The organism is Deinococcus sp. YIM 77859, assembly GCF_000745175.1.
GTDB lineage: Bacteria > Deinococcota > Deinococci > Deinococcales > Deinococcaceae > Deinococcus.
This window is the reverse complement of the sequence record NZ_JQNI01000002.1, coordinates 1,418,802-1,440,860: the sequence shown is the minus strand read 5'-3', so window position 1 is coordinate 1,440,860 and position 22,059 is coordinate 1,418,802. Positions and strand designations below refer to the sequence as shown.

Annotated in this window: 23 protein-coding genes; 9 read left to right on the top strand and 14 right to left on the bottom strand. The window is 66.3% G+C overall.

The genetic code is table 11. The annotated features are described in order from the left end of the window. Positions 1-151: 151 nt before the first annotated feature. Together EI73_RS07130 and panB are read left to right on the top strand one after the other, a co-directional pair. Positions 152-631, top strand: a complete 480-nt coding sequence (locus EI73_RS07130; protein WP_034385507.1) for a DUF420 domain-containing protein — start codon at positions 152-154, stop codon at positions 629-631. 63 nt (positions 632-694) lie between these two features. After that, the gene (gene panB / locus EI73_RS07125; RefSeq protein ID WP_034385504.1) at positions 695-1,516 is read left to right on the top strand and encodes a 3-methyl-2-oxobutanoate hydroxymethyltransferase; all 822 of its coding nucleotides are present in this window, start codon (positions 695-697) and stop codon (positions 1,514-1,516) included. A gap of 83 nt (positions 1,517-1,599) precedes the next feature. On the opposite strand, the gene EI73_RS07120 is transcribed toward panB, so the two are convergent. Together EI73_RS07120 and EI73_RS07115 are read right to left on the bottom strand one after the other, a co-directional pair. Then, positions 1,600-3,060, bottom strand: a complete 1,461-nt coding sequence (locus EI73_RS07120) for an ATP-binding protein (RefSeq protein WP_034385501.1) — start codon at positions 3,058-3,060, stop codon at positions 1,600-1,602. A 66-nt stretch (positions 3,061-3,126) separates the two neighbouring features. Further along, entirely contained in the window at positions 3,127-3,624 is a 498-nt protein-coding gene (locus tag EI73_RS07115; RefSeq protein WP_034385499.1) for a hypothetical protein, read from the bottom strand. Between the two features lie 75 nt (positions 3,625-3,699). Between EI73_RS07115 and gatB the strand changes: the two genes are divergently transcribed. The 6 genes from gatB (at position 3,700) to EI73_RS07090 (ending at position 8,805) form a co-directional block, all read left to right on the top strand. Continuing rightward, positions 3,700-5,115, top strand: coding sequence for an Asp-tRNA(Asn)/Glu-tRNA(Gln) amidotransferase subunit GatB (gene gatB / locus EI73_RS07110; RefSeq protein ID WP_034385496.1), 1,416 nt, complete (start codon positions 3,700-3,702; stop codon positions 5,113-5,115). A 6-nt stretch (positions 5,116-5,121) separates the two neighbouring features. Continuing rightward, on the top strand, positions 5,122-5,778 hold the full coding sequence (locus EI73_RS07105; protein WP_034385494.1) for a hypothetical protein: 657 nt from the start codon (positions 5,122-5,124) through the stop codon (positions 5,776-5,778). Positions 5,779-5,852: 74 nt separating this feature from the next. Then, the gene (locus EI73_RS07100; protein WP_034387882.1) at positions 5,853-6,815 is read left to right on the top strand and encodes a carbohydrate kinase family protein; all 963 of its coding nucleotides are present in this window, start codon (positions 5,853-5,855) and stop codon (positions 6,813-6,815) included. After that, complete coding sequence (gene mltG, locus EI73_RS07095) at positions 6,812-7,843, top strand: endolytic transglycosylase MltG (protein ID WP_034385491.1); 1,032 nt, start codon at positions 6,812-6,814, stop codon at positions 7,841-7,843. Before EI73_RS07100 ends, mltG begins: the two co-directional genes overlap by 4 nt. A 30-nt stretch (positions 7,844-7,873) precedes the next feature. Beyond that, on the top strand, positions 7,874-8,065 hold the full coding sequence (locus tag EI73_RS15900) for a hypothetical protein (protein WP_081908979.1): 192 nt from the start codon (positions 7,874-7,876) through the stop codon (positions 8,063-8,065). Next, the gene (locus EI73_RS07090; protein WP_034385489.1) at positions 8,062-8,805 is read left to right on the top strand and encodes a DUF421 domain-containing protein; all 744 of its coding nucleotides are present in this window, start codon (positions 8,062-8,064) and stop codon (positions 8,803-8,805) included. Before EI73_RS15900 ends, EI73_RS07090 begins: the two co-directional genes overlap by 4 nt. Before the next feature lie 56 nt (positions 8,806-8,861). Here the strand turns inward: EI73_RS07090 and EI73_RS07085 are convergent, their stop codons facing one another. The 11 genes from EI73_RS07085 to EI73_RS07035 form a co-directional block, all read right to left on the bottom strand. Next, on the bottom strand, positions 8,862-9,236 hold the full coding sequence (locus EI73_RS07085; protein WP_034385486.1) for a 2Fe-2S iron-sulfur cluster-binding protein: 375 nt from the start codon (positions 9,234-9,236) through the stop codon (positions 8,862-8,864). A gap of 26 nt (positions 9,237-9,262) precedes the next feature. Next, positions 9,263-10,102 (bottom strand): alpha/beta fold hydrolase, encoded by an 840-nt coding sequence (locus EI73_RS07080; protein ID WP_051935439.1) that lies wholly within the window; start codon positions 10,100-10,102, stop codon positions 9,263-9,265. 2 nt (positions 10,103-10,104) lie between these two features. Further along, complete coding sequence (locus EI73_RS07075; RefSeq protein WP_034385483.1) at positions 10,105-11,793, bottom strand: adenine deaminase; 1,689 nt, start codon at positions 11,791-11,793, stop codon at positions 10,105-10,107. An 8-nt stretch (positions 11,794-11,801) separates the two neighbouring features. After that, positions 11,802-12,593: a hypothetical protein gene (locus tag EI73_RS07070; protein WP_034385482.1), complete on the bottom strand. Its 792-nt coding sequence runs from the start codon at positions 12,591-12,593 to the stop codon at positions 11,802-11,804. Between the two features lie 11 nt (positions 12,594-12,604). Further along, positions 12,605-13,357 (bottom strand): type II secretion system protein J, encoded by a 753-nt coding sequence (locus EI73_RS07065; protein WP_034385480.1) that lies wholly within the window; start codon positions 13,355-13,357, stop codon positions 12,605-12,607. Then, positions 13,354-13,752, bottom strand: a complete 399-nt coding sequence (locus EI73_RS07060; RefSeq protein WP_034385477.1) for a prepilin-type N-terminal cleavage/methylation domain-containing protein — start codon at positions 13,750-13,752, stop codon at positions 13,354-13,356. Before EI73_RS07060 ends, EI73_RS07065 begins: the two co-directional genes overlap by 4 nt. Further along, positions 13,749-14,228 carry a Tfp pilus assembly protein FimT/FimU gene (locus EI73_RS07055; RefSeq protein WP_034385475.1) on the bottom strand — a complete coding sequence of 160 codons (480 nt, stop codon included), beginning with the start codon at positions 14,226-14,228 and terminating at the stop codon, positions 13,749-13,751. Before EI73_RS07055 ends, EI73_RS07060 begins: the two co-directional genes overlap by 4 nt. After that, the gene (locus tag EI73_RS07050; RefSeq protein WP_034385473.1) at positions 14,225-15,907 is read right to left on the bottom strand and encodes a pilus assembly PilX N-terminal domain-containing protein; all 1,683 of its coding nucleotides are present in this window, start codon (positions 15,905-15,907) and stop codon (positions 14,225-14,227) included. Before EI73_RS07050 ends, EI73_RS07055 begins: the two co-directional genes overlap by 4 nt. A gap of 91 nt (positions 15,908-15,998) precedes the next feature. Then, entirely contained in the window at positions 15,999-17,066 is a 1,068-nt protein-coding gene (locus tag EI73_RS07045) for a peptidase C39 family protein (RefSeq protein WP_034385471.1), read from the bottom strand. A gap of 121 nt (positions 17,067-17,187) precedes the next feature. Further along, a complete protein-coding gene (locus EI73_RS07040) occupies positions 17,188-18,198 on the bottom strand; it encodes an esterase family protein (protein ID WP_034385469.1) in 1,011 nt (336 codons plus the stop codon). A 24-nt stretch (positions 18,199-18,222) separates the two neighbouring features. Further along, entirely contained in the window at positions 18,223-19,920 is a 1,698-nt protein-coding gene (locus EI73_RS07035; protein ID WP_034385467.1) for a long-chain fatty acid--CoA ligase, read from the bottom strand. Between the two features lie 163 nt (positions 19,921-20,083). Between EI73_RS07035 and EI73_RS07030 the strand changes: the two genes are divergently transcribed. Then, complete coding sequence (locus tag EI73_RS07030) at positions 20,084-20,662, top strand: hypothetical protein (RefSeq protein ID WP_156103478.1); 579 nt, start codon at positions 20,084-20,086, stop codon at positions 20,660-20,662. A 168-nt stretch (positions 20,663-20,830) separates the two neighbouring features. Here the strand turns inward: EI73_RS07030 and EI73_RS16520 are convergent, their stop codons facing one another. Beyond that, entirely contained in the window at positions 20,831-21,979 is a 1,149-nt protein-coding gene (locus tag EI73_RS16520) for an Ig-like domain-containing protein (RefSeq protein WP_197050748.1), read from the bottom strand. Between the last annotated feature and the right edge of the window lie 80 nt (positions 21,980-22,059).

The window sequence follows — 22,059 nt, the reverse complement described above, 5'->3', positions numbered from 1 at the left end:
GCGGAGTCCGCATCACTTCACTTCACCGTCCTTCCGACCGCCTAGGGGGTCAGCTTCGTTCCTGCATTCTAGGCAGGCCGGAAGGCTGAAGATTGTCCCCTGCCCAGCCCTACGGACACTCGCCCCGGCTCCTGCCGTCTACAATCCACCCGTGGCGGCGATCATCAACCAGTGGGCGGTCATCACCATCGTTCTCAGCGGCCTCACCCTGCTGGTCGGCGTCTTCTTGATTCGGCGGGGAAACCGCGAGGCGCACATGCGCGCGATGCTGCTTGCCAGTGGGCTGGCCACCCTCTTCCTGGTGCTGTACCTGACGCGTCTGGGCTTGGGGTACGAGAAGCGGTATGTGGGCCCGGCGGAGTGGCGCGGTGCCTACTACTTCCTGCTGATCAGCCACATCATCCTCGCGGCGGTAAACCTTCCGCTGGCGCTGGGTGCCCTTTGGAATGCCTGGAAGGGGTTGCGGGCGGCGGGCAACCTGGAGAGCATCGGCCAGCCGCCCGCCCGCACCTACTTCAACCGGCACCGCGCCTGGGTTCGCTGGACCGTTCCGGTGTGGCTGTATGTGGCGGTGACTGGCTGGATCATCTACCTGGTGTTGGGGCGCTGGGGCGAGGTGATCCACGGGTAGGGGCGCCGCTTCCCGGCACTTGGCTCCGGTGTGCTGACCGCCGCAACCTGGTAGCTTGCCTGCATGAAACGCACTGTCCCCGACCTCCAGAGCGCGCAGGAACCGCTGGTGATGGTCACCGCCTACGATTACCCCGGGGCGCGGCATGCCGAGGCTGCCGGGGTCGACTTGATTTTGGTGGGTGACAGCCTGGGAAACGTGGTGCTGGGCTACGACTCGACTGCACCGGTCACCCTGGACGACATGATTCATCACGCCCGAGCGGTGCGCCGGGGAGCGCCGCAGACGTTCCTGGTCGTGGACCTGCCCTTTGGCACCTACCACACCGGCGTGACCGACGCGATGCGCAGCGCCGTTCGGGTGATTCAGCAGACCGGGGCCGACGCCCTGAAGCTGGAAGGCGCCACGCCCGAGGTGCTGGAGGTTGTGGAGGTGCTCGCTCGCAACGGCATTCCCGTGATGGGTCACGTGGGCCTGATGCCGCAGACGGCTACGGCCCAGGGGGGACTGCGGGTGCAGGGCCGGGACGAGGCGAGTGCCCGCCGTACCCTGGAAGGCGCGCTGGCGCTGGAGGCCGCCGGGGCCTTTGGCGTGGTGCTGGAGGCCATTCCAGCTCGCCTTGCTCGCCTGATCACCGAGCGGCTGCACGTGCCCACCATCGGAATCGGCGCCGGGGTGCACTGCCGGGGGCAAGTTCTGGTGTATCACGACCTCTTGGGCCTCTATGAGGGCGAGGAGAAAAAACTGGCCAAGCGCTACGCCGAACTGGGCCGTGAAGCCCGCGAGGCCATCGCCGCCTACGCCGCCGAGGTGCGTGCCCGCGCCTTTCCAGGCAAAGAACACAGCTTCGTGATGAAAGACGAGGTGCTGGGGAAGCTGTATTGAGGGGCCAGCTTCCAGCAAGGACAAGAAGAAGCGTTCGCTCAGGCTTCGGCGAACGCTTTCTTTGGCTGGAAGCCGGCTGCCCTCTAGTTCCAGCGTCCCCCGCGCTGCTGGCGCACTTCGGGTTCCGGCGCGGCGTACGTTTCCTCGGCGCGTGAGAGCTTGCGGCGGCCGTAGAGACCTTCGAGAATGAACTCGGCGGCGCTCACCCGCGTCGCGTCGTCACTGCTGCTCGCCACCTGGGCGGCAAGGTCGCTGAGGCCAGGCACCTGCCGCGCGGCCCTGAGCGCGCTGGCGGCGTCTCCAGCCTGCGGAAAGCGGAAGACGTTGCCCGCCTCAAACCACTTCTCCAACTCGCGGGTATCGGCACTGGCGCAGCGCCGGGCATACACGGCCCCGGCGGCCTTGCGGATCACGTCGCGGGCCACGTTGTCGGCGCCCTTCAGTTCACCTTCGTACTCCAGTTCAAGCTTGCCGGTGATGGCCGGAAGGCCCGCGTACACGTCGCTGACACGCACCACCGGGGGGTCACCCGCCACCAGCGCTCGGCGCTCGGCATTGGCCGCCGCGAGTTCCATCAGGCTGATGGGAAGGCGCTGCGAAACGCCACTCAGCTTGTCCACGCGGGCGTCCTCGCGGGCCTGAAAGGCAATCTCCTCAATCAGTTCGGCGATAAAGTCGGGGACCGCCACCTCAGGGGCCCGCACCGCCTCCTGCGCAGTGATGTCCATGCCGAGGCGCACGTCTTGCGGGTAGTGGGTGCGAATCTCGGAGCCGATGCGGTCTTTGAGCGGCGTGACGATCTTGCCGCGCGCGGTGTAGTCCTCGGGGTTGGCCGAAAAGACCAGCATCACGTCCAGTTCCAGCCGGATGGGATAGCCTTTGATCTGCACGTCCCCCTCCTGGAGGATGTTAAATAAGGCCACCTGCACCTTGGGCGCGAGGTCCGCAAGCTCGTTGACCGCGAAGATGCCGCGGTTGGCACGCGGCAGCAGCCCGAAGTGCATCGAGCGGGTGTCACTCAGGGAGGTCCCTAGGCGAGCCGCCTTGATGGGGTCCACGTCCCCGATCAGGTCCGCCACCGTCACGTCGGGCGTGGCGAGCTTCTCGACGTAGCGGTCCTCGCGGGGCAGCCAGCGGATGGGCAGGTCTAGACCGTGCGCTTCCAGCATCGCGCGGCCCTCGGCCCCGATGGGGTTGAGGGGATCGTCAGGCATATCCACCCCGTCGATCACCGGCACGTACTCGTCGAGGAGGCCAGTGATCGCGCGCAGAATGCGGCTCTTGGCCTGCCCGCGCAGCCCCAGCAGGATGAAGTTCTGGCGGGCCAGCAGCGCGTTGACGAGCTGCGGAATCACGGTGTCGTCGTAGCCCACGACGCCGGGGAATAACTTTTCGCCGCTGCGCAGCTTGCGCGTCAGGTTGTCACGCACCTCGTCCTGTACGGTCCGCACCTGGCCGTCAAAGGGCGTGCGGCCCGCGTAGTCCGGCGTCTGAAGGAGTTCTCCGAGCGTCCTGGCCCTCACCTGTCCCTGTACGGCTGTCATGGTGCGCGGAACGTAGCACGCCGGGAGGCGCGGGAATGTGCGGCCGGCTGGAGAAGGTGGGCCGGCTTAGGAGGACGGGGCGGCACTGCTCGCGGCCGCCGTCTCGTCCTCCTCCAGCACCTTGTAGGCACAGACGGCGGCCAGCGCGGCCAGTTCGGGCGGCACGTCCCCGGTGTCCAGGTGCACGTCCTTGCCCTCGAAGACGCCTCCGATTCGCCCTGTGAGCCGTCTCCCGTCTAGGCGCAGGTCCACGTCCTTGCCGCTGATTCGCCCGGAGAAACGCCCGGTCACGCGCCTGCCATCCAGGGTGAGGTGAATGTCGTCTCCGTCCACCCGTCCCCCCAGGCGCACGTCCACACGCTGTGGCGTCACGTCCCCTTCTGCGTCGAACCCGGCGAAGGTGCCCCCCACGCGCCCGTCCACGTCCCCCGCGTGCAGCGTGAGCTGAAGGTCCTTGCCCTGGATTCTCCCGCCGATGCGTCCGCGCAGATGCTCGCCGTCCCACCGCGCGTGCAGGTCGTAGCCGTGAACCGTGCCGCCGATGCGTCCCTTCAGTTCGCTCATGCCTGAGGGTACGCGCCCCGGAGGGCAGAAGTTGCCTGGTCGTCTCCTCCCCACCCCCGCGCTATCCTGCCCCCCATGTACCGTGCCGTCATCGGGCTGGAAGTCCACCTGCAACTGCGGACGCGCTCCAAGCTCTTTAGCGCCTGTCCCGCCGACTATCACGGGGCCGAGCCGAACACCTACACCGACCCCCTCACCCTGGGGCTGCCCGGCACGCTGCCCACCCTCAACCGCGAGGCGGTGGACCTCGCGCTGATGTTCGGCCTCGCGCTGAGCTGCGACGTGTCGGGCTGGACCCAGTTTCACCGCAAAAATTACTTTTATCCCGACGCCCCCAAGAATTTCCAGCTCTCGCAGTACGACCGCCCGATTGCGCGGAACGGGTACCTCGACGTGGCGGGCGGACGGGTGCGGATCAAGCGGGCTCACCTCGAGGACGACGCGGGGAAACTCATCCACCCGGCCTACGCGCCCTACAGCCTGCTCGACCTCAACCGAGCCGGGTCGCCCCTCATCGAGATGGTGACCGAAGCGGATATCACGTCGCCCGAGCAGGCCCGTGCCTTTTTGGAGGCGGTGCAGGCGATCGCGCAGGCCCTCGGCGTGTCTGACGCGACGCCCGAGGAGGGCAAGATGCGCTGTGACGTCAACCTCAGCGTTCACCGGCCCGGCGAGCCGTGGGGCACCAAGGTGGAGGTCAAGAACCTCAACTCCTTTCGCAGCGTGGAGCGGGCCATCGCCTACGAGACGGCGCGGCAGACGCGCGTGCTGGCCGCGGGCGGCGTGGTCACCCAGGACACGCTGGGCTGGGACGAGGGCGGCCAGAAGACCTTTGTGATGCGCACCAAGGAGGGCGAGGCGGACTACCGCTACTTCCCCGAACCCGATCTGCCGCCCCTGGAGATCACACCGGACTGGATCAGGCGCGTGCGGGCGCGGATGCCCGAACTCCCCGCGCAGAAGCGGGCACGCTACGTGGCGGCGGGCGTGCGCGAGGGGGACGCACAGACCCTCAGCCTGAATGTCTCTCTCTCCCGCTTCTATGACGAGGCGCTTGCGGCCCAGCCCGCTCCGGACGCTCAGAAGCTCGCCAACTGGCTGCTGACCGACGTGGCCGGGTTGCTCGCTGCGCAGGACATCAGCATCGCGCACTCGGACCTCAAGCCGGCGCATCTTGCCGCGCTGGTGCGCCTGATCGACGCGGGCACGATCAGCGGCCGTGTCGCCAAGGACCTCCTCCCCGACGTGATGACCGGACAGGATCCAGAGGCCCTGGTGCGCGAGCGCGGCCTCACTGTCGTGACCGATACCGCTGCGATCGATGCCGCCATCGACGCCGCGATGGCCGCCGATCCGGCTACGGTGGACAAGGTTCGCGCCGGAAACGCCAAGGCCCTGAATGCCCTCTTCGGCCCGGTGATGAAGGCGACGGGCGGCAAGGCCAAGCCCGAGGTCGTGCGCGAGCGGCTTCAGGCGAAGCTGGGGCTGTGAGGGCCCATGACGCCCGCTCGCTGGCGCTTGGCCGCACTCCTGGCCCTGTGGGTGCAGGTGGCGGTGACGTTCGGCGTGGCCGTCTACGCGCTGCAGAGCGCCAGCTTCTCGGAGAGTGCCTGGCTCAACGCGGTCGAGGCGCTGCTGGCGGGGCTGGTGTTGGGGTGCTGGACGGCGCTGCTGGGGCGCTTCACCCTGGGGCAGGCCGCCGCGCCCACCGACGGAACGTTGAGGGCGCTGCGTTTCTTGTTTCCCTGGCTCACCGCCTACCGGCTGGTGCTGTGGTTTCTGACGTTCTTGAGTGTGTTGGCGGGCGCTGCCCCAGAGGCGAACCCGGTGGCCCTCACGGCGCTCTTGACGGTCTGGGGCGCTGCAATTCTGACGAGCAATGCCGTCTACGGCACCCTGGCCCGCCTGGCTCCTCACCCCGCTGATCTGGCCGGTCGCCGCCGCCTCGCCGACTGGCTCAACCTGGCTGCCGCGCTGAGCCTGGCGATGACCGTCTTCAATCTGGTGCCCATCGCTGGGTTCAGCACGGTGCCCACCCTGGCAGACCGGCTGGTCTATGGCCTCAGCGGCGGCCTGGACGTGGGAGCGACCCTGCTGGCCCTGGGCGCGGTGCAGGCGAGCCGGTGGCCGCCGGGTGATCTGGAGGCCCACTAGGCTCCTGACCTGCCCGGGGGTAGGCCGTGGGGGGAGACGGTCCTCCCCCGCGCCCTGTATGCTGCGTGACGCGCATGACGGAAGGCAAACCTCTTGTGTCGCTGGGCGACCTGGCCTGGGACGTGCTGGCCAAACCCGACACCCTGCTGCTGCCGGGTGGGGACACCACCGGACGCCTAGAACTCTCTGGGGGCGGGTCCGCCGCAAACCTGGCGGTCTGGGCTCGCCGCGCCGGGGCCCCCGCGACCTTCGTGGGCAAGATCGGCCGTGACCGCTTTGGGGCGCTGGCCACCGCCGAGTTGCAGGCCGAGGGCGTGCAGACGGTCCTCACCCTGAGTGACGTGCACCCAACCGGCGTGGTTCTCGCGCTGATTGACCGCCGGGGCCAGCGCGCGATGTTGACCGGGCAGGGGGCCGACTGGGAGCTGCTGCCGGAGGAGCTGCCGCGTGAGGTGCTGCAGACGGCCCGGCACCTGCATCTCACGGCCTGGAGCCTCTTTCGTGATCCGCCGCGCGCCGCTGCGCTGGAAGCGGCGCGCCTCGCCAAGGTGGCCGGAGCCACCCTCAGTCTTGATCCCGGGAGCTTTCAGATGATTCAGCAGCTGGGCCGCGAAACTTTCCTCAGTATCGTCGATGACATCCCCTTCGACCTGATCTTTCCCAATGCCGACGAAGCGCGCGCGATGAGTGGCGAGGCGGAGCCGGCGCGGGCCCTGGCCTGGTTGCGAGGCCGCTATCCGCAGGCGCTGGTCGTGCTCAAGCTCGACGAGGACGGCGCCCTGCTGGAAGGTCCCACACAGCCCCGCACCCACCTTCCGGCCACGTCCGACCGGCTGATCGACGCGACCGGCGCGGGTGACGCCTTTGGGGGAGCCTTTCTGGCCGGGTGGCTCAGGCATGGGGACGCCGCCTACGCCGCGCAGCTGGCGGTGCAGATTGGCGGCTGGGTGGTGTCGCGCTTTGGGGCGCGGCCACCCGCCGACGCTGACCTTCAGGCCCGCCTTGCACCCTTCCTGGCCGCTGGGGGGCGCGCGTGACCCGGCTGCAGGGCAGAGGAGCTCCCCTCTGGCTCAAACTGCTGCTCGGGCTGCTGCTGGTGTTGCTGCTGGCAGCGCTGGCGGCCTTTTGGTATCTGCGCAGCCTCACGCAGCCTGCCGGGGGCGCGCCCTACACCCTGGAGGTCAAACCGGGGGATACGCTCCGGCGGGTGGCCCGGACGCTAGAAGAGCGCGGAATTGTGAAAAATGCGGATGTGCTGCGCTTTGTGATGCGGCAAAACGGCACGGCGGGAAGCCTCAAGGAAGGGCTGTACGACCTCACCGGCGAGATGAACGTCTACCAGGTGGCCGACAAGCTGGCGGGGCCGGCGCGCATTCCCACGGTGAACGCGACCATTCCCGAAGGCTGGCGCATCAAGGACATTCCCCCCATTCTCGCCAAGGCCGGCTTCGACGCGGCGGGCGTCAGGGCGGCCCTCAACGATTCCAGCCTCAGCCCCTACGCGGCTGGCCAGCAGCAGAACCTGGAAGGCTTTGTCTTTCCTGCCACCTACGAGTTTCGGGTGGGCGAGTCGGCCAGAGCGGCCGTACAGGAGATGGTGGAGCGCATGAACGCCGAATTCACCCCAGAAAACGTCGCCAAGGCCAAGGACCTCGGTCTGAGCGTGCGTGACTGGGTGATCCTGGCCAGCATGGTGCAGGCCGAAGCCGCCAACGACGGGGAGATGCCCATCATCGCCGGGGTGTTTTTGAATCGCCTGCGGGACGGCATCGCGCTGGGAAGCGATCCAACCGTAGCCTACGGCCTGGGCAAAGACCTCCCCGAACTCGACCGCAGTGCTGGCGACTTTACCAAGGACACGCCCTACAACACCTACACCCGCCAGGGCCTGCCCGCCGGGCCGATCAACAACCCCGGTCAAGCGGCCCTCCTGAGCGTGCTGAACGCCGAGCGCAAGCTGCCCGACGGCCGTGACGCCCTGTATTTTCTGCACGGTCTGGACGGCAACATCTACGTCAACCACGATTACGCCGCACACCTGCGGGACGTGGCGCGCTACCGCTGAGGCGGCGAGCGGCCCGAACAAGAGCGCGAGATGCCTTCGAGTGAGTTTCTTAGGCGGCGCAACGCCCTGTGGCGGCAGCTGCGGGAGGGTGTGCCGGGGACGCCTGAATTCGAGGAAACGCTGGCCGAGCTTTCACGGCTGATCCACTGGGACCGGCCGCGGGTGTTGGCCGCCCTGGGGTGGAGAGAACCGGACGTCCCTCGGCCCCAAGGAGAACCTTGAGCGGCGCGGAGGTCGTACCGTTCGAGCTGGAGCGGATGTTCCTGGGGGACACACCGCCGCTGTTTCTGCTGGAGATCGTCTTTCGCACGGCGGTGATCTTCCTGTGGCTGGTGTTTTTGCTGCGGGTGACCGGCAAGCGGGGCCTGGCGCAGCTCAGCCCCCTTGAGCTCGCCATCGTGATCGCGCTGGGTTCGGCGGCGGGTGATCCGCTGTTTTACCCGGAGGTGCCGCTGCTGCACGCCATGCTGGTGCTGGGGCTGGTGGTGGGCCTTCAGCGCTTTTTATCGTTCTTGGTGATTCGCAATGAGCGCGTTGAAACCTTTATCGAGGGCCTGCCGGTAGAGCTTGTGCGTGACGGCATGCTGTTTCCCCAGGCCCTGCACCTGGCCAACCTCAGCCGAGAGGATCTTTTTGAGCGTCTGCGCGTCGAGGGCGTTCGGCAGCTCGGTGAGGTGCAGCGGGTGTATTTCGAGCAAGACGGCAACCTCAGCGTCTTTCTCCAGGTGCAGAACGCCCCGCCGGGCTTACCGATTGTGCCGCCTTGGGACTTGGAACCGCCGCCCTCCGTGCTGGCCGGAGCCCTGGTTGCGGGGCCGGTTGCCTGCACCCACTGCGGCGCGGTTCTCCTCACGGCCCCGCCGCCCCTGGAGCCGCTGCCACCCTGCCCGCGCTGTTCCCGCGACACCTGGACACCGGCGACCACCGATCCCTTGGGTGAGCGCAAGAGAAGCGGGGAGTAGCTGCCGGGCGCAGACGGCAAGACGAGGGCACCCCAGTCCCTCCGGAAACAAGAGGACTAGCCCTCTGTCGAGGCGCCGGGCCGCGTGGTCCACACCGGCTCGGGTTCGATGCTCTCGGCAGGAGTCTTGCCGGGCTCAAGCCCGGTGGAGCGTCTTGTCTGAAGGGGCGTGAGCGCCATCCCCTGCGCGCATTCGATCTGACAGGAGAGCCGGGCCTGACCCAACAGCCCTTTTTCGGTGAGCTTGTCGTACTCGGCCACCGTCATGGCGTCCGGCTCGCCCTCTAGAAACTGCACGCGGCAGGTCGTGCAGCGGGCCTGGCCACCGCAGCGGTGCAGGAGATCCACCCCACCGCGCTCCAGCGCCAGCACCAGCCGCTCACCCTCCTGCGCCCTGATGACCCCGTAGCCCTCGACCATGATCTCGACCATACGCCGAGGATGGCACGGAAAGCCCTTCAGGTGGACAGGAACTCCATCAGGAGATTGTTGACCCGCACGGGTTCGTCACGCATGATCCAGTGGCTCGCGCGGGGAAAGCGGATCACCCGCACGTCCGGCACCCAGCGTTCCAGCCCACTGGCCAGTTCGGGGAGCAGCGCCACATCCCGCTCCCCCCACAGGACCAGCGTGGGCACCCGCACCAGCGGGTCCTGTCCCTCCCTCCGAAAGCGGAACAGGGCACGGTAGTAGTTGATCATCCCGGTAGCGGCTCCCGGCTGCGCCCACGCCTCCTCGTATAGGCGGCGGTCCTCCTCCGTGTACGCGGCGGGATTCGTGCCCCGCAGCGCCCACCGGCCGAAACGCCGCAGGAACCGCTCGGGCAGCCACGGAAGCTGGAAAAAGAAGATGTACCAGGACCGGAACCACTGGGCGGGTTTGCGGAAGACGCGCCGGACAGCCGCCGGATGCGGCGCGTTCAGGATCACCAGCCGGTCCACCACCTCCGGCTGCCGGACCGCGAGTGCCCAGGCGATGATGCCGCCCCAGTCGTGCCCCACGACGTGCGCGCGCCCGTACCCCAGCGCGTGGATCAGCGCAGCCACGTCCGCCTGCAGGCGGCCAACCCGGTACGCCGCCACGCCCGGCGGCTTCTCGCTGAGGTTGTAGCCGCGCAGGTCCGGTACAACCACCCGGAAGCCCGCACGTGCCAGCGGCCCAATCTGCCGCTCCCAGGCCCGCCAGAACTCCGGAAAGCCGTGCAGCAGCACCGCGGGCGGCCCGTCCCGCGGTCCTGCCGCCACGTAGTGCAGGCGCACGCCGTTGACCACCACCTGATGTTCGGTGAGCTCCGGCATGGTCAGCCCTCCGCCCGCGCCGTTTCGCGCGGCAGAAGTCGCCAGGCAAGCACGTCCAGCAGGCCGCGCGGCGTGAGCTTTAGCGCTGGAATCACCGAGAGGCCCAGAAAACTCAGGGTGGTGACCGGGTAGGGGAGGGTGCAGCCGAGAAGCCGCGCCGCCGCCGTCACCTTCGCGAGTCCCGCCGCGACCTCCCGGGGGGGCCGGTCGCTCATCAGACCCGCGTAGGGGAGGGGCAGGCTCGCGCGCACCTCGCCTCCGGAGACGACGACCACACCGCCCCCCAGCGCCTCCAGCGCCCGGCCTGCGGCGCGAATGTCGGTGTCGGTGCCGCCCAGCACCGCGACATTGTGCGCGTCGTGCAGGATGCTGATGGCCAGCGCTCCCCCGGTCAGGCCCGTGCCGGAGGTCCAGCAGGCGGCGTGCTCCCCCCGCCCGTAGCGGTCGGCCACGACCAGCCGCGCGTCTCCTGACCCCGGCGCACCGACCCCGGTGGTGATCTGGTCCGGGCACACCTCCATCACCGGCCAGTGGGCGGGGACGTCAAAGGTCGCCGTTTCCCAGCTCGGCCCCAGCGTCACGCCGCCGCCTGGGAGGGGGGGCGTCTCGCTTCCCGCCTGCGCCTCGGTGCCGCCCACGAACGTCTCCAGCACCTCGAACCCCCTGAGGTCGTGCAGCAGCACGAAGTCGGCGCGGTAGCCCGGCGCGACCAGCCCGAGGTCGTGTAGCCCCCAGTACTCGGCGGGATGACAGGTCACGAGTGCAACCGCGTCGGCGGGGTGTAGGCCGCCCGCGACGCAGGCACGCAGCAGCCGGTCGAGGTGGCCGAGTTCCAGCAGCTCGTCCACGCTGACGTCATCACTGACGAGCATGGCGCGGCGGGGGCGTTCGCGCAGCACGGGCAGCAGGGCTTGCAGGTTTTTGGCCGCCGAGCCCTCACGCACCATCAGCCACAGCCCAGCGCGCAGGCGTTCGCGGGCCTCCTGCGGCGTGGTGGCCTCATGGTCGGAGTGGGGACCGGCGGCCGCATAGGCCTGCAGGTCGCGGCCCGACACACCTGCGGCGTGGCCGTCCATGCGCCCGCCCCAGCCTGCCGCGAGCACGTCCCACGCGGTTGCCTCCAGGTTGAGCACCGCGGGGTAATTCATCAGTTCTGCCAACCCCAGCACGCCCGGCAGGCGCAGCGCGGCCGTCACCTGGGCCGCGTCCAGCTCTGCGCCCCCCTGCTCGAAGGGACTGGCGGGCACCGAGGACGGTACCGAGCCGAAGACCCGCAGGCCGGACCTTGCCCCGGCCTCCAGCATCCACCGCAGCCCGCGTGGGCCCAGCACGTTGACGACCTCGTGGGGCTCGGCTACCACCGCTGTCGTGCCCCGTGGCAGCACCGCCTCCGCAAACCGCGCGGGCGTTAGCAGGCTGGACTCGATGTGCACGTGCGCGTCCATAAAGCCGGGCACCAGATAAGCCCTACGTGCCTCCACCGTCCGCGCCGCCCGCACGCCCGAGCCCGCGCCGACGAGCGCTGCCACCCGGCCCCCCGCAACCAGCACGTCTGCCTCAAACACCTCCCGAGTCGCCGGTTGAACCACCTGGGCTCCGCGCACGAGCAGGTCGGCGTCTTCCAGCCCGCGCGCGACGCGCACCAGCCGTTGCCGCGTCTGTCTCTCGTTCTCCGTGTTTTCGGCGGTCATGGCGCAGTCTAGCCGGAGCGCTGGCGTTTGAACACGTCCAGCCCTGGCCCCCGCTCGGCCAGTGCCCGCGCAAAAGCCTGCGCGTCGTTGAGGGGCACAGCGGCCTTTCCGGGCGGGACCGCCTTGTCTCCTGGTGGCCCGCCAAAGCGCCGCGCCCGGAACATGCCCGGATGCTCCTCGAAGACCGCCGTCACGCCCGCAGGCAGCGCTGCGAGGTGGGCCGCAAACGCCTCTTCCTGCGCGAGTTCGGCGTGAGCCGCTCCCTCCCCCAGTTCGGTCAGCAGCCGGTCAATCAGGGCAAACACCCGCGCCGCATAGGCGTCCACCTCCTCGCGGCGCGGCAGATACCCGCGGTGAATCACCCGGTTGCGGAAGTCTGTGCCGAGGGCTTTGGGGGTGAGAAAGTCCGGTGCACGTCCCTCGCGCAGCAGGTACGCCAGCGCCATCATGCCGAGCTGCCGCTCGGACTGACTGGCCACGTGCCGCCAGGTGTCCTCCAGTATCGCCAGGGCCGCCCCGAAGTCTTCCTCTGCCCCAGCGGCCCGCTCCAGCGCGTACGCCCTGACGTAAAACTCGAAAAAGCGTTCGAGTGCCGCCGCGAAACTCGCCACTGCCTCCCGCGCGTAGCCGTCCATCAGCGCCTTGGTCCCCAGGTCGAACAGCACCTCGAACTTGTGCTTGCGCACAAACACACAAAACCGCGTTCCACACCGTGGGCAAGTCACGTCGTGGACGGCGCTGTCAGCGAACTCCACGCGTACCTCACGTGCACAGGCCGGGCAGGGGGTGGGAAAGAACATGGGGGAGCGGGTTACTCCACGTTGCGGGCCTGCACGGTCAGGGTGTAGGGGCCGGTGGGGGGCGTGAAAGAGGTCGTGCCGCGTACCTGCTGCTTGCCCTGAAACTTCAACGTGACCATGCCGACATGCTTTGTCGCATCGTAACTGTAGGTGAAGGGTGTGATCGCGCTGCCCGACGAATCAACGGACGTGAGGTAATCGGAGACCAGATAGCGGTTCATCCCGCTGAAAGCCGTGGTGGTGCTGAAGGCGGTTTTGAAGGCGGAACAGTCGTTCGTGGTGGTCACCGTACAACGGGCGTAATACTCCCGCAGGATCATGACGTTGTTGGCCGCGTTGTCAGCCCAGCTGTCGGGGACTTTATCTTCATCCGTGGCCGGCCATGTCGAACGGGGCTCCATGCGGTAGATCAGCTGGAGAAAAGACTGCTTGTACACCACCGCTGAACCGCTGACCTCCGCCTCTTCAACCGGGACAAGAACAGCCAGGCAAGGCGTTACGGTGTCGCACAGCCCGCTGTTGGGAGCCGAAGCGGCGTTGACCGTGAAGCCGCTTGTGCGAACAGCCAGAGCCGACCGTACCCGGTCCCCCACGTACCCGGTCACGTCGTTCAGCTCGCTCAGGCGCTGCGACAGGGCATTGGTCCGCGTGGAGATGCTGAGGGTGGAAGTCTGCCAGTTGGTGACGAGGGCAAAGACAATGCCGATGATGGCCATCGCCACCAATAGTTCCACCAACGTGAGGCCTGCGTCCCGGCGCTTCACGACGGCCTCCCGAAGTCTAGGATGAAGGTCCGCGTGGGCTGGCTGGTATGGGTGCAGGTCAGGGTAACCCGCTTGATGATGACGGTTCCGGTGGAACTGGTCTGCACATTCGTTACCGTACGCTCACAGCTGTAGCTGTTCACGCTGCTGCCAGACGGGGCGGCAGGCAGGGAGGCTGTCGCCGCTGCATCGAAGCTGACCGTGGTGGAAAAGCTGGACCGGATACCCTCCAGATACTGTTTGGCCCCGATGGTCACCGCCTGATCGGCCCGTGTTTGGCTATTGAGTTTAAAGATGGTCGGGAACATCGCTAAGACGGCAACAGACACGATGGCAAAGATCGTGATGGCCACCAGCACTTCAATGAGGGTCAGGCCCTGCTGCCTCTTATTCATTTGATGATCACCTTGCCGAAGATGCTGGTTACCCGGACGGTGCGCGCGAGGTCAGTGTTGGCCGCCCACCTGACCACAAAGGTATCCGGAGCGCCGTCCGTCGTTCCGTAGGGCGGCGTAAAGTTCATGGAACTGGCGCCAGTACTCAAGGTCAGGGTCGTGCCCGGCGGCAGGGTGTACGTCCGGGTTCTGATCAGTGTCCCGGCGGTGGTCGAGCAGATGGGACCGCTGTATTCCTTCACCTGATACTGAGTGTTGCTGGCAGCGGTCGAGACGAGCGAAATCTGCCAGCAGGCATTTGCCCGTTTGGCTCCTGTACGGGTGGCCGCCACTGCCTGCCCGAACTCCTGCGCGCCTTGCAGCACAGCAGAACTGGCACGCCAACGGGCATAGTGCGCGATGCCAACCGCGATCAGAATGCCGATGATGGCCATGACGGTCAGCAGCTCGGTGAGGGTAAAGCCCTGGCGCTTCAACGCTGCCTCCAGGTACCGGGGACGGCTGTAAAGGTGAGGGGCGAGAGGAGTGATCCGGCTTCCAGCAGGGCTCCCCGGTCATAGACGATCTTGCCGTTGCCTTGGCCGGTGCCGGCAACCTGGGTATCGCAGGAGTTGCCGGGACCACTCCCGGTGCCGCTGCTCGGGTTGGGCACACACTCGGTGCCGTACACGACCTCGGTGGCTCCTTCCGCAATAACGGCTCCCTTAATCGCGGAATTCCCCTGCTGATTGTAGTCCCCCATCACATAGACGATGCCTCGAAAGCCTTCATTACAGGTGCCGTTTACGGTCAGGTTTCCCTTAACGATCAGGACGCCGCTGCCACATAGATCTTGTCGGCCGTTGAGATTGATGTTGCCGTTAACAAGGGTAAGGCCGCTGACGTTGCCGTCGAAGCTGCTGACGGGGGTGAGCCAGCCTTGGTAGGGGCTGACATTCAGCATCTCGTTTTTGGTCTGGCCGAAGGTGTGTGTAAACAGGTCGGTTGTCTCTGTATCAGCCGCAGGATTGAAAGGATTCAGGTTGCGCAGTCGCAGGTCATTCTGAGAGACACCGTTGGTGACCTGGGATTGTCCGTCAACCCTGTAGCCAGAAGCGACGCCATGAACGTCGCGTCGGATGGGCGTGCCTTCTGCTATCGTTGTTGTGCTCGGACCCAAGGCGCTGGTTTTTTCGGTCCACTTAACCGAAATGGTCTTGGCGCTATTGTCCACGCTTTCGACCTGTCCCTTCATCCCCCCTAGAAACACCTCGGAACCGGTTATGAAGAAGGTAGGATCGGAAACATTAACCGTGCTGCTTTGATGAAGTGTCTGGGTAAAGGGGGCGGTAACGGCAGAGTCAATCCGCTCGATATTAGTACGATTGACGATTGTCGTGGCGGGAAAATTGTCCGTTAAAGTCTTGATAGTAGCCTCATTGCCCTGTACGCCCTGAACCTTATAGGTGAGAGACCCCATCTTTATATAATCTCCGGCGGCAAGAAGAGGGTCAGCATTGCCCAGAACGGAGGAGACACGGACGGTGAAGGTCGGTGCTGTGAGAGAGGCGGCGATGGTGACGCCGCCGGGTTGGTCCACCTGGGCAACAAGGACGGTACCGGAGGAATTCAGGCCATTTTCACCCTCGATGCGTGCCCCACCCTTCACGTCGACATTCGGGTAAGAGACCAGGGGCGCATCCGCACGGATGTTGTAAGCCGGGACGTAGTCAAGGTGGTAGTTTTGGAGGACAATTTTCCTGGCTGTATCCGAGGTGCCCTGAGCCACCAGGCTTAGCGTCCCGTCGCTGCCCTTGCTCTCAAAACTGAGGGTGGCTTGCTGTCCCGTCCCTGCCGTGTAGCTACCAAGCTCGTGGACCTCGAGCCAGGCGTTGATCTGCTCCGGAGTCACGCTGCCGCGTAGCCTCTGGTTGCGGGGCAGACTGTCCGTCTTGGCCTTGAACCGAACTTCAAAGGTATTCAGCCCGCTCTCCGCCGCCAGCAGCGCCTGGTACGCCGCCCGCTCGTTTACCCCGCCGCCGCGTGCGCCGAGAGCGAGGGTAGCGGTAGTACTCACGACGATGGCCAGGATGATGGCCGTAAAGAGCAGGACCACCACCAGGGCGATGCCTTCTTCCCGGCGCTGCTCGCCGAGACGCACGATGCGGACGGTCATGGGTTCACTGTAGGCACGCCTCCGGGCGGGCAACACACCCAAGTGGGGGACGAGCAAACGCCCCCATCCGGGTGTGTCGTGTTGGCATGTTCTAGGGCAGCGCCTTGTTGGGCGGCGCGATGACGTAGCTCAAGCCGCCGCTGTGCGAGAGCCACTGCCGTTCAAAGGCCGCGCGGGGATAGGTGCGGCGCACAGCCGCGTCGGTGGGCGCCGCAGGGTCATTCAGAACGGGGTTCCCTTGGGCGTCGAAGCCAACGAGGACCATCAGGTGTCCGTCACTGGCGGTGAGGGGCGCGCCGGGCAGTTCGCCTTTTTTCCAGCCCAGGCTGACGGCGAGAGGAACCCCCGCCGCCGTATACCGCTCGGCTTCTGCGAGGCTGGGAAGGCGTGTGAGAAAAGCGCGCAGGCCGTGCGCTCCGGCATAGGCGGTGTTAAAGGGCCAGTTGCCCGTGCCGCCGTAGGCCCGGTCAAAGGTGCCCTCCGCCGCCTGCGGGACCGGCACGTTCACGCCGTATGCCGCGAGGATCATGGCGACGCTGGTAGGGCTGCACCAGACCTCGCCGCCGCCTGCGTAGAGCATCTGCGACCGCTGAGGCACATTCACCAGCTTGCCCCAGGCCGCTCGGTTTCCCGGTTGTCCCAGCCCAGCCATACGTTGCGCGCGGTCCGCGGTGTTCAAGGCCAGCAGGCGAACACTTGTGCCCGCGCCGCGCAGCGTGACCCGGTACTGGTACGTGGTGGCTTTGGCGTTCAGACGCAGCGTGTCGGTCAGAACTTGCCCCGTGACGTCCTTTTGTCCGTTCAGGCTGCTGCGGCCCGCGCCGCTCTGCCAGGTTCCAAAAGAAAACCAGCGGCTCCAGTCCCCGCCGGTTCGCGTCCGCACTTCCACCGTGACGCTACCCTTGCCCGGAGTCACGGCGTTCCACGACGGCACGAGTTCGTCGAACGCCGGAACCTTGACGGGCTGGCCCGTCAGCGTGCCGCTGGTTGCGCCCGGGGCAAGGGTCAGGGCGTCACCGCGCAGCGTCACACCCCGCAGCTCCGCGCTCGCCCAGTCGCTCGCGCGCTCGTGAATCACCGTGGTCGAATTCGGGTACGTCATGGTCAGGGCCTCTGCGCCGCCCATCAGGAGCAGCGCCGTCAGGAGAGCGGCACGCATGGAGGGAATTGTGCCGCTTGGTCAGGGGGAGCGGGTGAGATGGCATGCGGGAACAGCGGAGCCTGCGGTGTGTTGTTTGGGGCCCCTTCGCTCGGGTTCGTCCTCGAACCCTACATTCGCGTCAGAGCCCCTGCAGGTACAGAAAGGCCTCGGGCAGCGCCTCGCGCCACGTCACCCAGTTGTGGCCGCTGGGGTACTCACGGTACTGGTGGGCGACCCCTCCGTCGGCCAGGGCGGCGGCCATACGGCGGTTGGGGGCGGTCAGCCATTCCAGCGTGCCCGTGTCCAGGCTCACCCTCAGGTGCCGTGGGGGGGCCGCCTCGAGCTGCTCGCGCAGCCACTCGCCCGCCGTGGTCGTGTTCACGCTGCCGTCCGGGTCCTGGGCGCCGGGCCGAGCAATCAAGGCTCCGGAGTGGCTGACCACCCGCGAGAACAGCTCCGGATGGCGGCTTCCCAGGAACAGCGAGATCAGACCACCCAGCGAAGCCCCCCACAGCCCCCGCTCGCCTACGGTCACGTGCTCGCCCTCCACGCGGGGGAAAACCTCCTCGCGCAGAAAGTCCAGGTACCGGTCATTGAGGTAATACTCGGTGCTGCGGTCACCCGGTTCCACAAACACCAGCACCGCGCCTGTAGCCAGGCCCGCCTCTACCGCCCGGTCCATCACCTCGCCCAGCTTGCCCGTGCGGTAAAAGGCCACGCCGTCCTGCACGTAGTACACCGGTGTGGGCCGGCTGTGGTCGTGCCCGTGCGGGGTATAGACGATCACGCGGCGGGTGCCGGGAAAGACGGTCCCTTCCCAGGACAGGCGGTGCGCCGTGCCTTTGTGTGTGGCGTCGGGCCGCAGCCACAGCGGGTGCCGCGCGTACTCGCCGACCACCACCGCCCGCGGGTACGGCCACCACGGGTTCAGGGAACGCTGCGGGTTCTCCGGGTCCGCGAACGCCTCGCCTGCCGCGTCAAGCCAGGCGTATTCCACCCAGGCGCCGCGCGGCAGCGTGAGCGTGAGGGGCTCGCTCGGGCGCACCGGCAGCGGCGGCTTTTTGCGCCAGTCCGTGAAGTCGCCTACAAGCGCTGCCGCGCCCGCCGGGGGAAAGAAAGTCACCTGTTGCCCCTGCACCAAAACGGCCATACGGGGGATTGTACGGGCTGGAGCCTACGCCTTGCCGCTCAGCTCTGCGGCCCTGACCAGGCCCTTCATGGCGCCGTAGGGGCGGTATTGCTCGCGCAGCTCACGTTTGAGGAACTTGCCCGTCGCACCGATGGGGATGCTCTCGGCGACCAGGGTCGCGTCGGGCAGCCACCACTTGGCGAACCGGGGAGCCAGGAACTCGGTGAGCTCCTCGTGCGTGAGCTGCTGGCCAGGGCGCAGCACCACAACCGCCAGGGGCCGTTCGTCCCACTTGGGGTCGTCCATCGCGATCACCGCGGCCTGGGCAACGGCGGGGTGAGCCATAATCGCGTTTTCCAGGTCCACGGAGCTGATCCACTCGCCGCCCGACTTGATCAGGTCTTTGGCGCGGTCCTGGATGTGCATAAAGCCTCGCTCATCCAGCGTCGCGATGTCTCCCGTATCGAACCACAGTTCGCCGTCCAGAGTCAGGAAGTTGCCGGTGCCCTCCCCCTTGAAGTAGCTGCTGGCGATCCACGGTCCCCGGATGATCAGGCGGCCCATCGTCTTCCCGTCGTGTGGCAGGCGCTCGCCCTCTTCCGAGAGGAGATCAAGCTGAACCAGCGGCACCGGACGGCCCTGCTTGGCCCGCAACCGGTAGCCCTCGTCACTCGTCTCTGGGATACCGGGGGGGACGGTGCTCGCGGTGCCCAAGGGGTGCGTTTCGGTCATGCCCCAGGCGTGGGCAAGCCGCAAGCCATGACGCTCCTCGAACGCCCGAATCAGGCTCTCCGGCGCGGCGCTGCCCCCCACCACCAGGCGCTCCAGGTGCGAGAGGTCGTATGGGTGCCCCTCGGCCTTCGCTCGGTCGAGTTCGGCCAGCAGGCCCATCCAGATCGTGGGCACACCCGCTGTGATCGTCACCGCCTCGTCCTGCAGGAGTCCGGCGAGGCTGCGCCCGTCACTAAAGATCCCCGCGAACACCTGTTTCGCGCCGTACATCGCGCAGGTGTACGGCAGCCCCCAGGCGTTCACGTGGAACATGGGCACCACCGGCAACACGCTGTCCTGCTCGCCCACATTCAGCGCGTCCTTGGGAGCGCTTGCCAGCGAGTGCAGGATCGTCGAGCGGTGGGTATACAGCACACCTTTGGGGTTTCCGGTTGTGCCGCTCGTGTAGCACATGCCCGCCGCGTCCGTTTCATTGATCTGGGGGTAACGTGCAAGCGGCTCATGACGCGTCACCCAGTCGTCGTACTCCTGAGCTCCCTCGACGGGCTGCGGGGTCGGCCCCAGCACCAACACGTGTTCCAGCCGCGGGCAGGCCGCCCGCAGCGCGGGAATCAGCCCTGCAAAGACGTTCTCCACCAGCAGCACCCGGTCTTCGGCGTGGTTTAGAATCCAGGCGATCTGCTCCGCGTGCAGGCGGATGTTGACCGTGTGCAGCACGAAGCCCGCGCTCGGCACGCCCAGGTACGCTTCCAGGTGCCGAAACGAGTTCACGGCGAGCGTCGCCACCCGCTCTCCCGGCGCGAGCCCCAGCGCCTGCAGGCCCGCCCCCAGCCGCAGCGCCCGGTCAGCCACCTCCCCGTAGGTCGTGCGGTGCTTGACCGGGAGAGGCTGGCCCGCCTCGTCTCGGCCCCCGGGCAGCAGGCTCACGATCTCCCGCTCTCTGAAGAGCGTGCGCACGCGCTCCAGGATAAAGGGCAGGGTCAGCGGAACATCCATCATATTGCCTTGCATGGGTGACCTCCAGGGGAAGGTGAGACGCGTACAGCACGCCGCGTGAGGACGCGCCGCCAGAGCCGAAGCCTGAGTGTGGGGGCATTCTAGAACACCGAGCGAGCACAGCGTATTTTCAGGCTGCCGGAGGGCGGGTAACGGTTAACCTGTTAGGCTGCGCGATATGAAGGGAAGAACCAACTCACCTCACTGGTATCCACTTCTTCAGGCATACTCGGAACGTGCCGCGCCTGTGTACACCCAGCTCTCTGAAGAGACGCTGAGCCCCGAACAGCGTGAGCAACACAGGATTGTGGGCAAGTCCTTCTTCAAGTGGGCGAGGGACATTCTGCCCATCGTGCAGCACAACCGTCTCATCCTCTCGGTCACCGGTGACTATCCCCAGTACCCATTCCTGATCCTGACTGCCGATCCACCGGGTCTGCTGGCCATGCGGACATTGGTGCAACCACATCTGCGAGTTTTTCTGCTGCCCCGTCAGGATTGGGAAAGGTTACCGGCGGTTGCCCGGCCACCCGCCAAGGCGGCCATCCACTACTGGTCGTACTTCGAGACACCTGCAGGAGAGCTTGCGCGTACAGCCCAGCTGCGCTTCCTAGAGGTTCCCCCGCAGGAAATGGTCCTGCACCGGGTAGGCCACCGTTTCAATGAGAAGGCGGGACAGGAAACTTGGCATCTATGGCAGCGAAGAGAGGGGCAGTATATGCTGTTGATGGAGGACTTCCAGAAAGTTATTCGTTAGGCTGGCATTTTGTGGAGTGCCACAGCTGCAGGGAGAGGGCGGCTCCTGCCTACGGGCCGCCCTGAGCTCTGTTCTGAGTTGGCCAGTGGGCTGCCTATCTTCTGGACCTTTTTCCAAGCAGTTTCATAGGGCAGTCAGTTCTGGCTATTCCTGGGAAGTCTTCAGGATCTAAAACTCGACACCATCCCAAGTGAGGGTTGCAGCCGGATTCTCCAGGCTCATTTGGCCATAGGTTTCGGCATAGACCTCAACGGTATCGCTCTTAACAGGCTTAAACAGGAAGGTAAAGGGCGTCGTTGGCGTGATTCGTCCTTCTGCATAGATGGTACCATTGCGCCGCTTGACCATTACGGGGATAGAGGCAGGACATTCTCCACCGTCCCTCACGATTTGAGCACGTACGACAATATCCGTATTGGGGACGTAATCGAACTTCAGGGTGCAGGTATCCGAGATGGCACGCCACGACTGATGGAAGTTGAGGTAGCGGTCAAGTACGGTCACCTCTGTCGTGGCCTTCTCGCCGCTGATTCCTGTGGCGGTTACCGTGACGCGGCCTGGACGACTCCAGAGGATGAACGAACCGTCCTGCTTGATGGTTAGCAGATCAGTGTTGCTGCTCTTCCAGCCTGAGCGGCTATCAAGCGGCTTGTTGGCGCTGAGTTGTCCCACCATCCCGCGCGCGAGTCGTAGGTTCGGGGGGCTGATGGTCAGTGGGTTCTTTACGGTGATCTGCGCTGTGGCTTTTTTTGTCTCGTCAGTTTTCGAGATAACGGTGATCGTTGTCTGTCCTTCACCTACTGCCGTCACAGTTCCGCCTGGTGACACGGTAGCGACCGAAGCGTTCTCCGTTCGCCACTCCACATCCTCGCTGGCCCCGTTCAGTACGGACACCCGCACCTTCAGTGCCACCTGCTGGCCCTGGAGGACCTCTACGGAGGTGGGCGAAACTTCAACGCTTTGCACGGATGGTGTAGGAGCAGGGGTAGGCGTGGGTACAGGTGACGGCGTCGGGGTAGGTGTGGGTGCAGGTGACGGCGTCGGGGAAGGCGTGGGTGCAGGAGCAGTAACCGCTACCCTGATTTCGGCTTTGTAGTCTCCAAATCTGACAGTCACGACAGCTTGTCCGGCAGCACGGGCGATCAACTGTCCCCCTGCTCCAATGGCCACAACCTGGGCGTCACTCGTCTCCCAGCGGAGCTCCCCTTTCACCGGGGTCATCGTGTTGTCCTTCCAGATGGCCTCAATAGCAGGCTGGTTCACTTCACCCACGTTCGCTGTCCAAACGGCCGGGGTTGCGGCGAGGGCCACGATCACGTTGGAAGGTTGTTGGGGTTGAGTCACTGGAGGAGCCGGTGCGGGCCCCGGGGGAGTGGCAGCGGAGGGTACGGGTACAC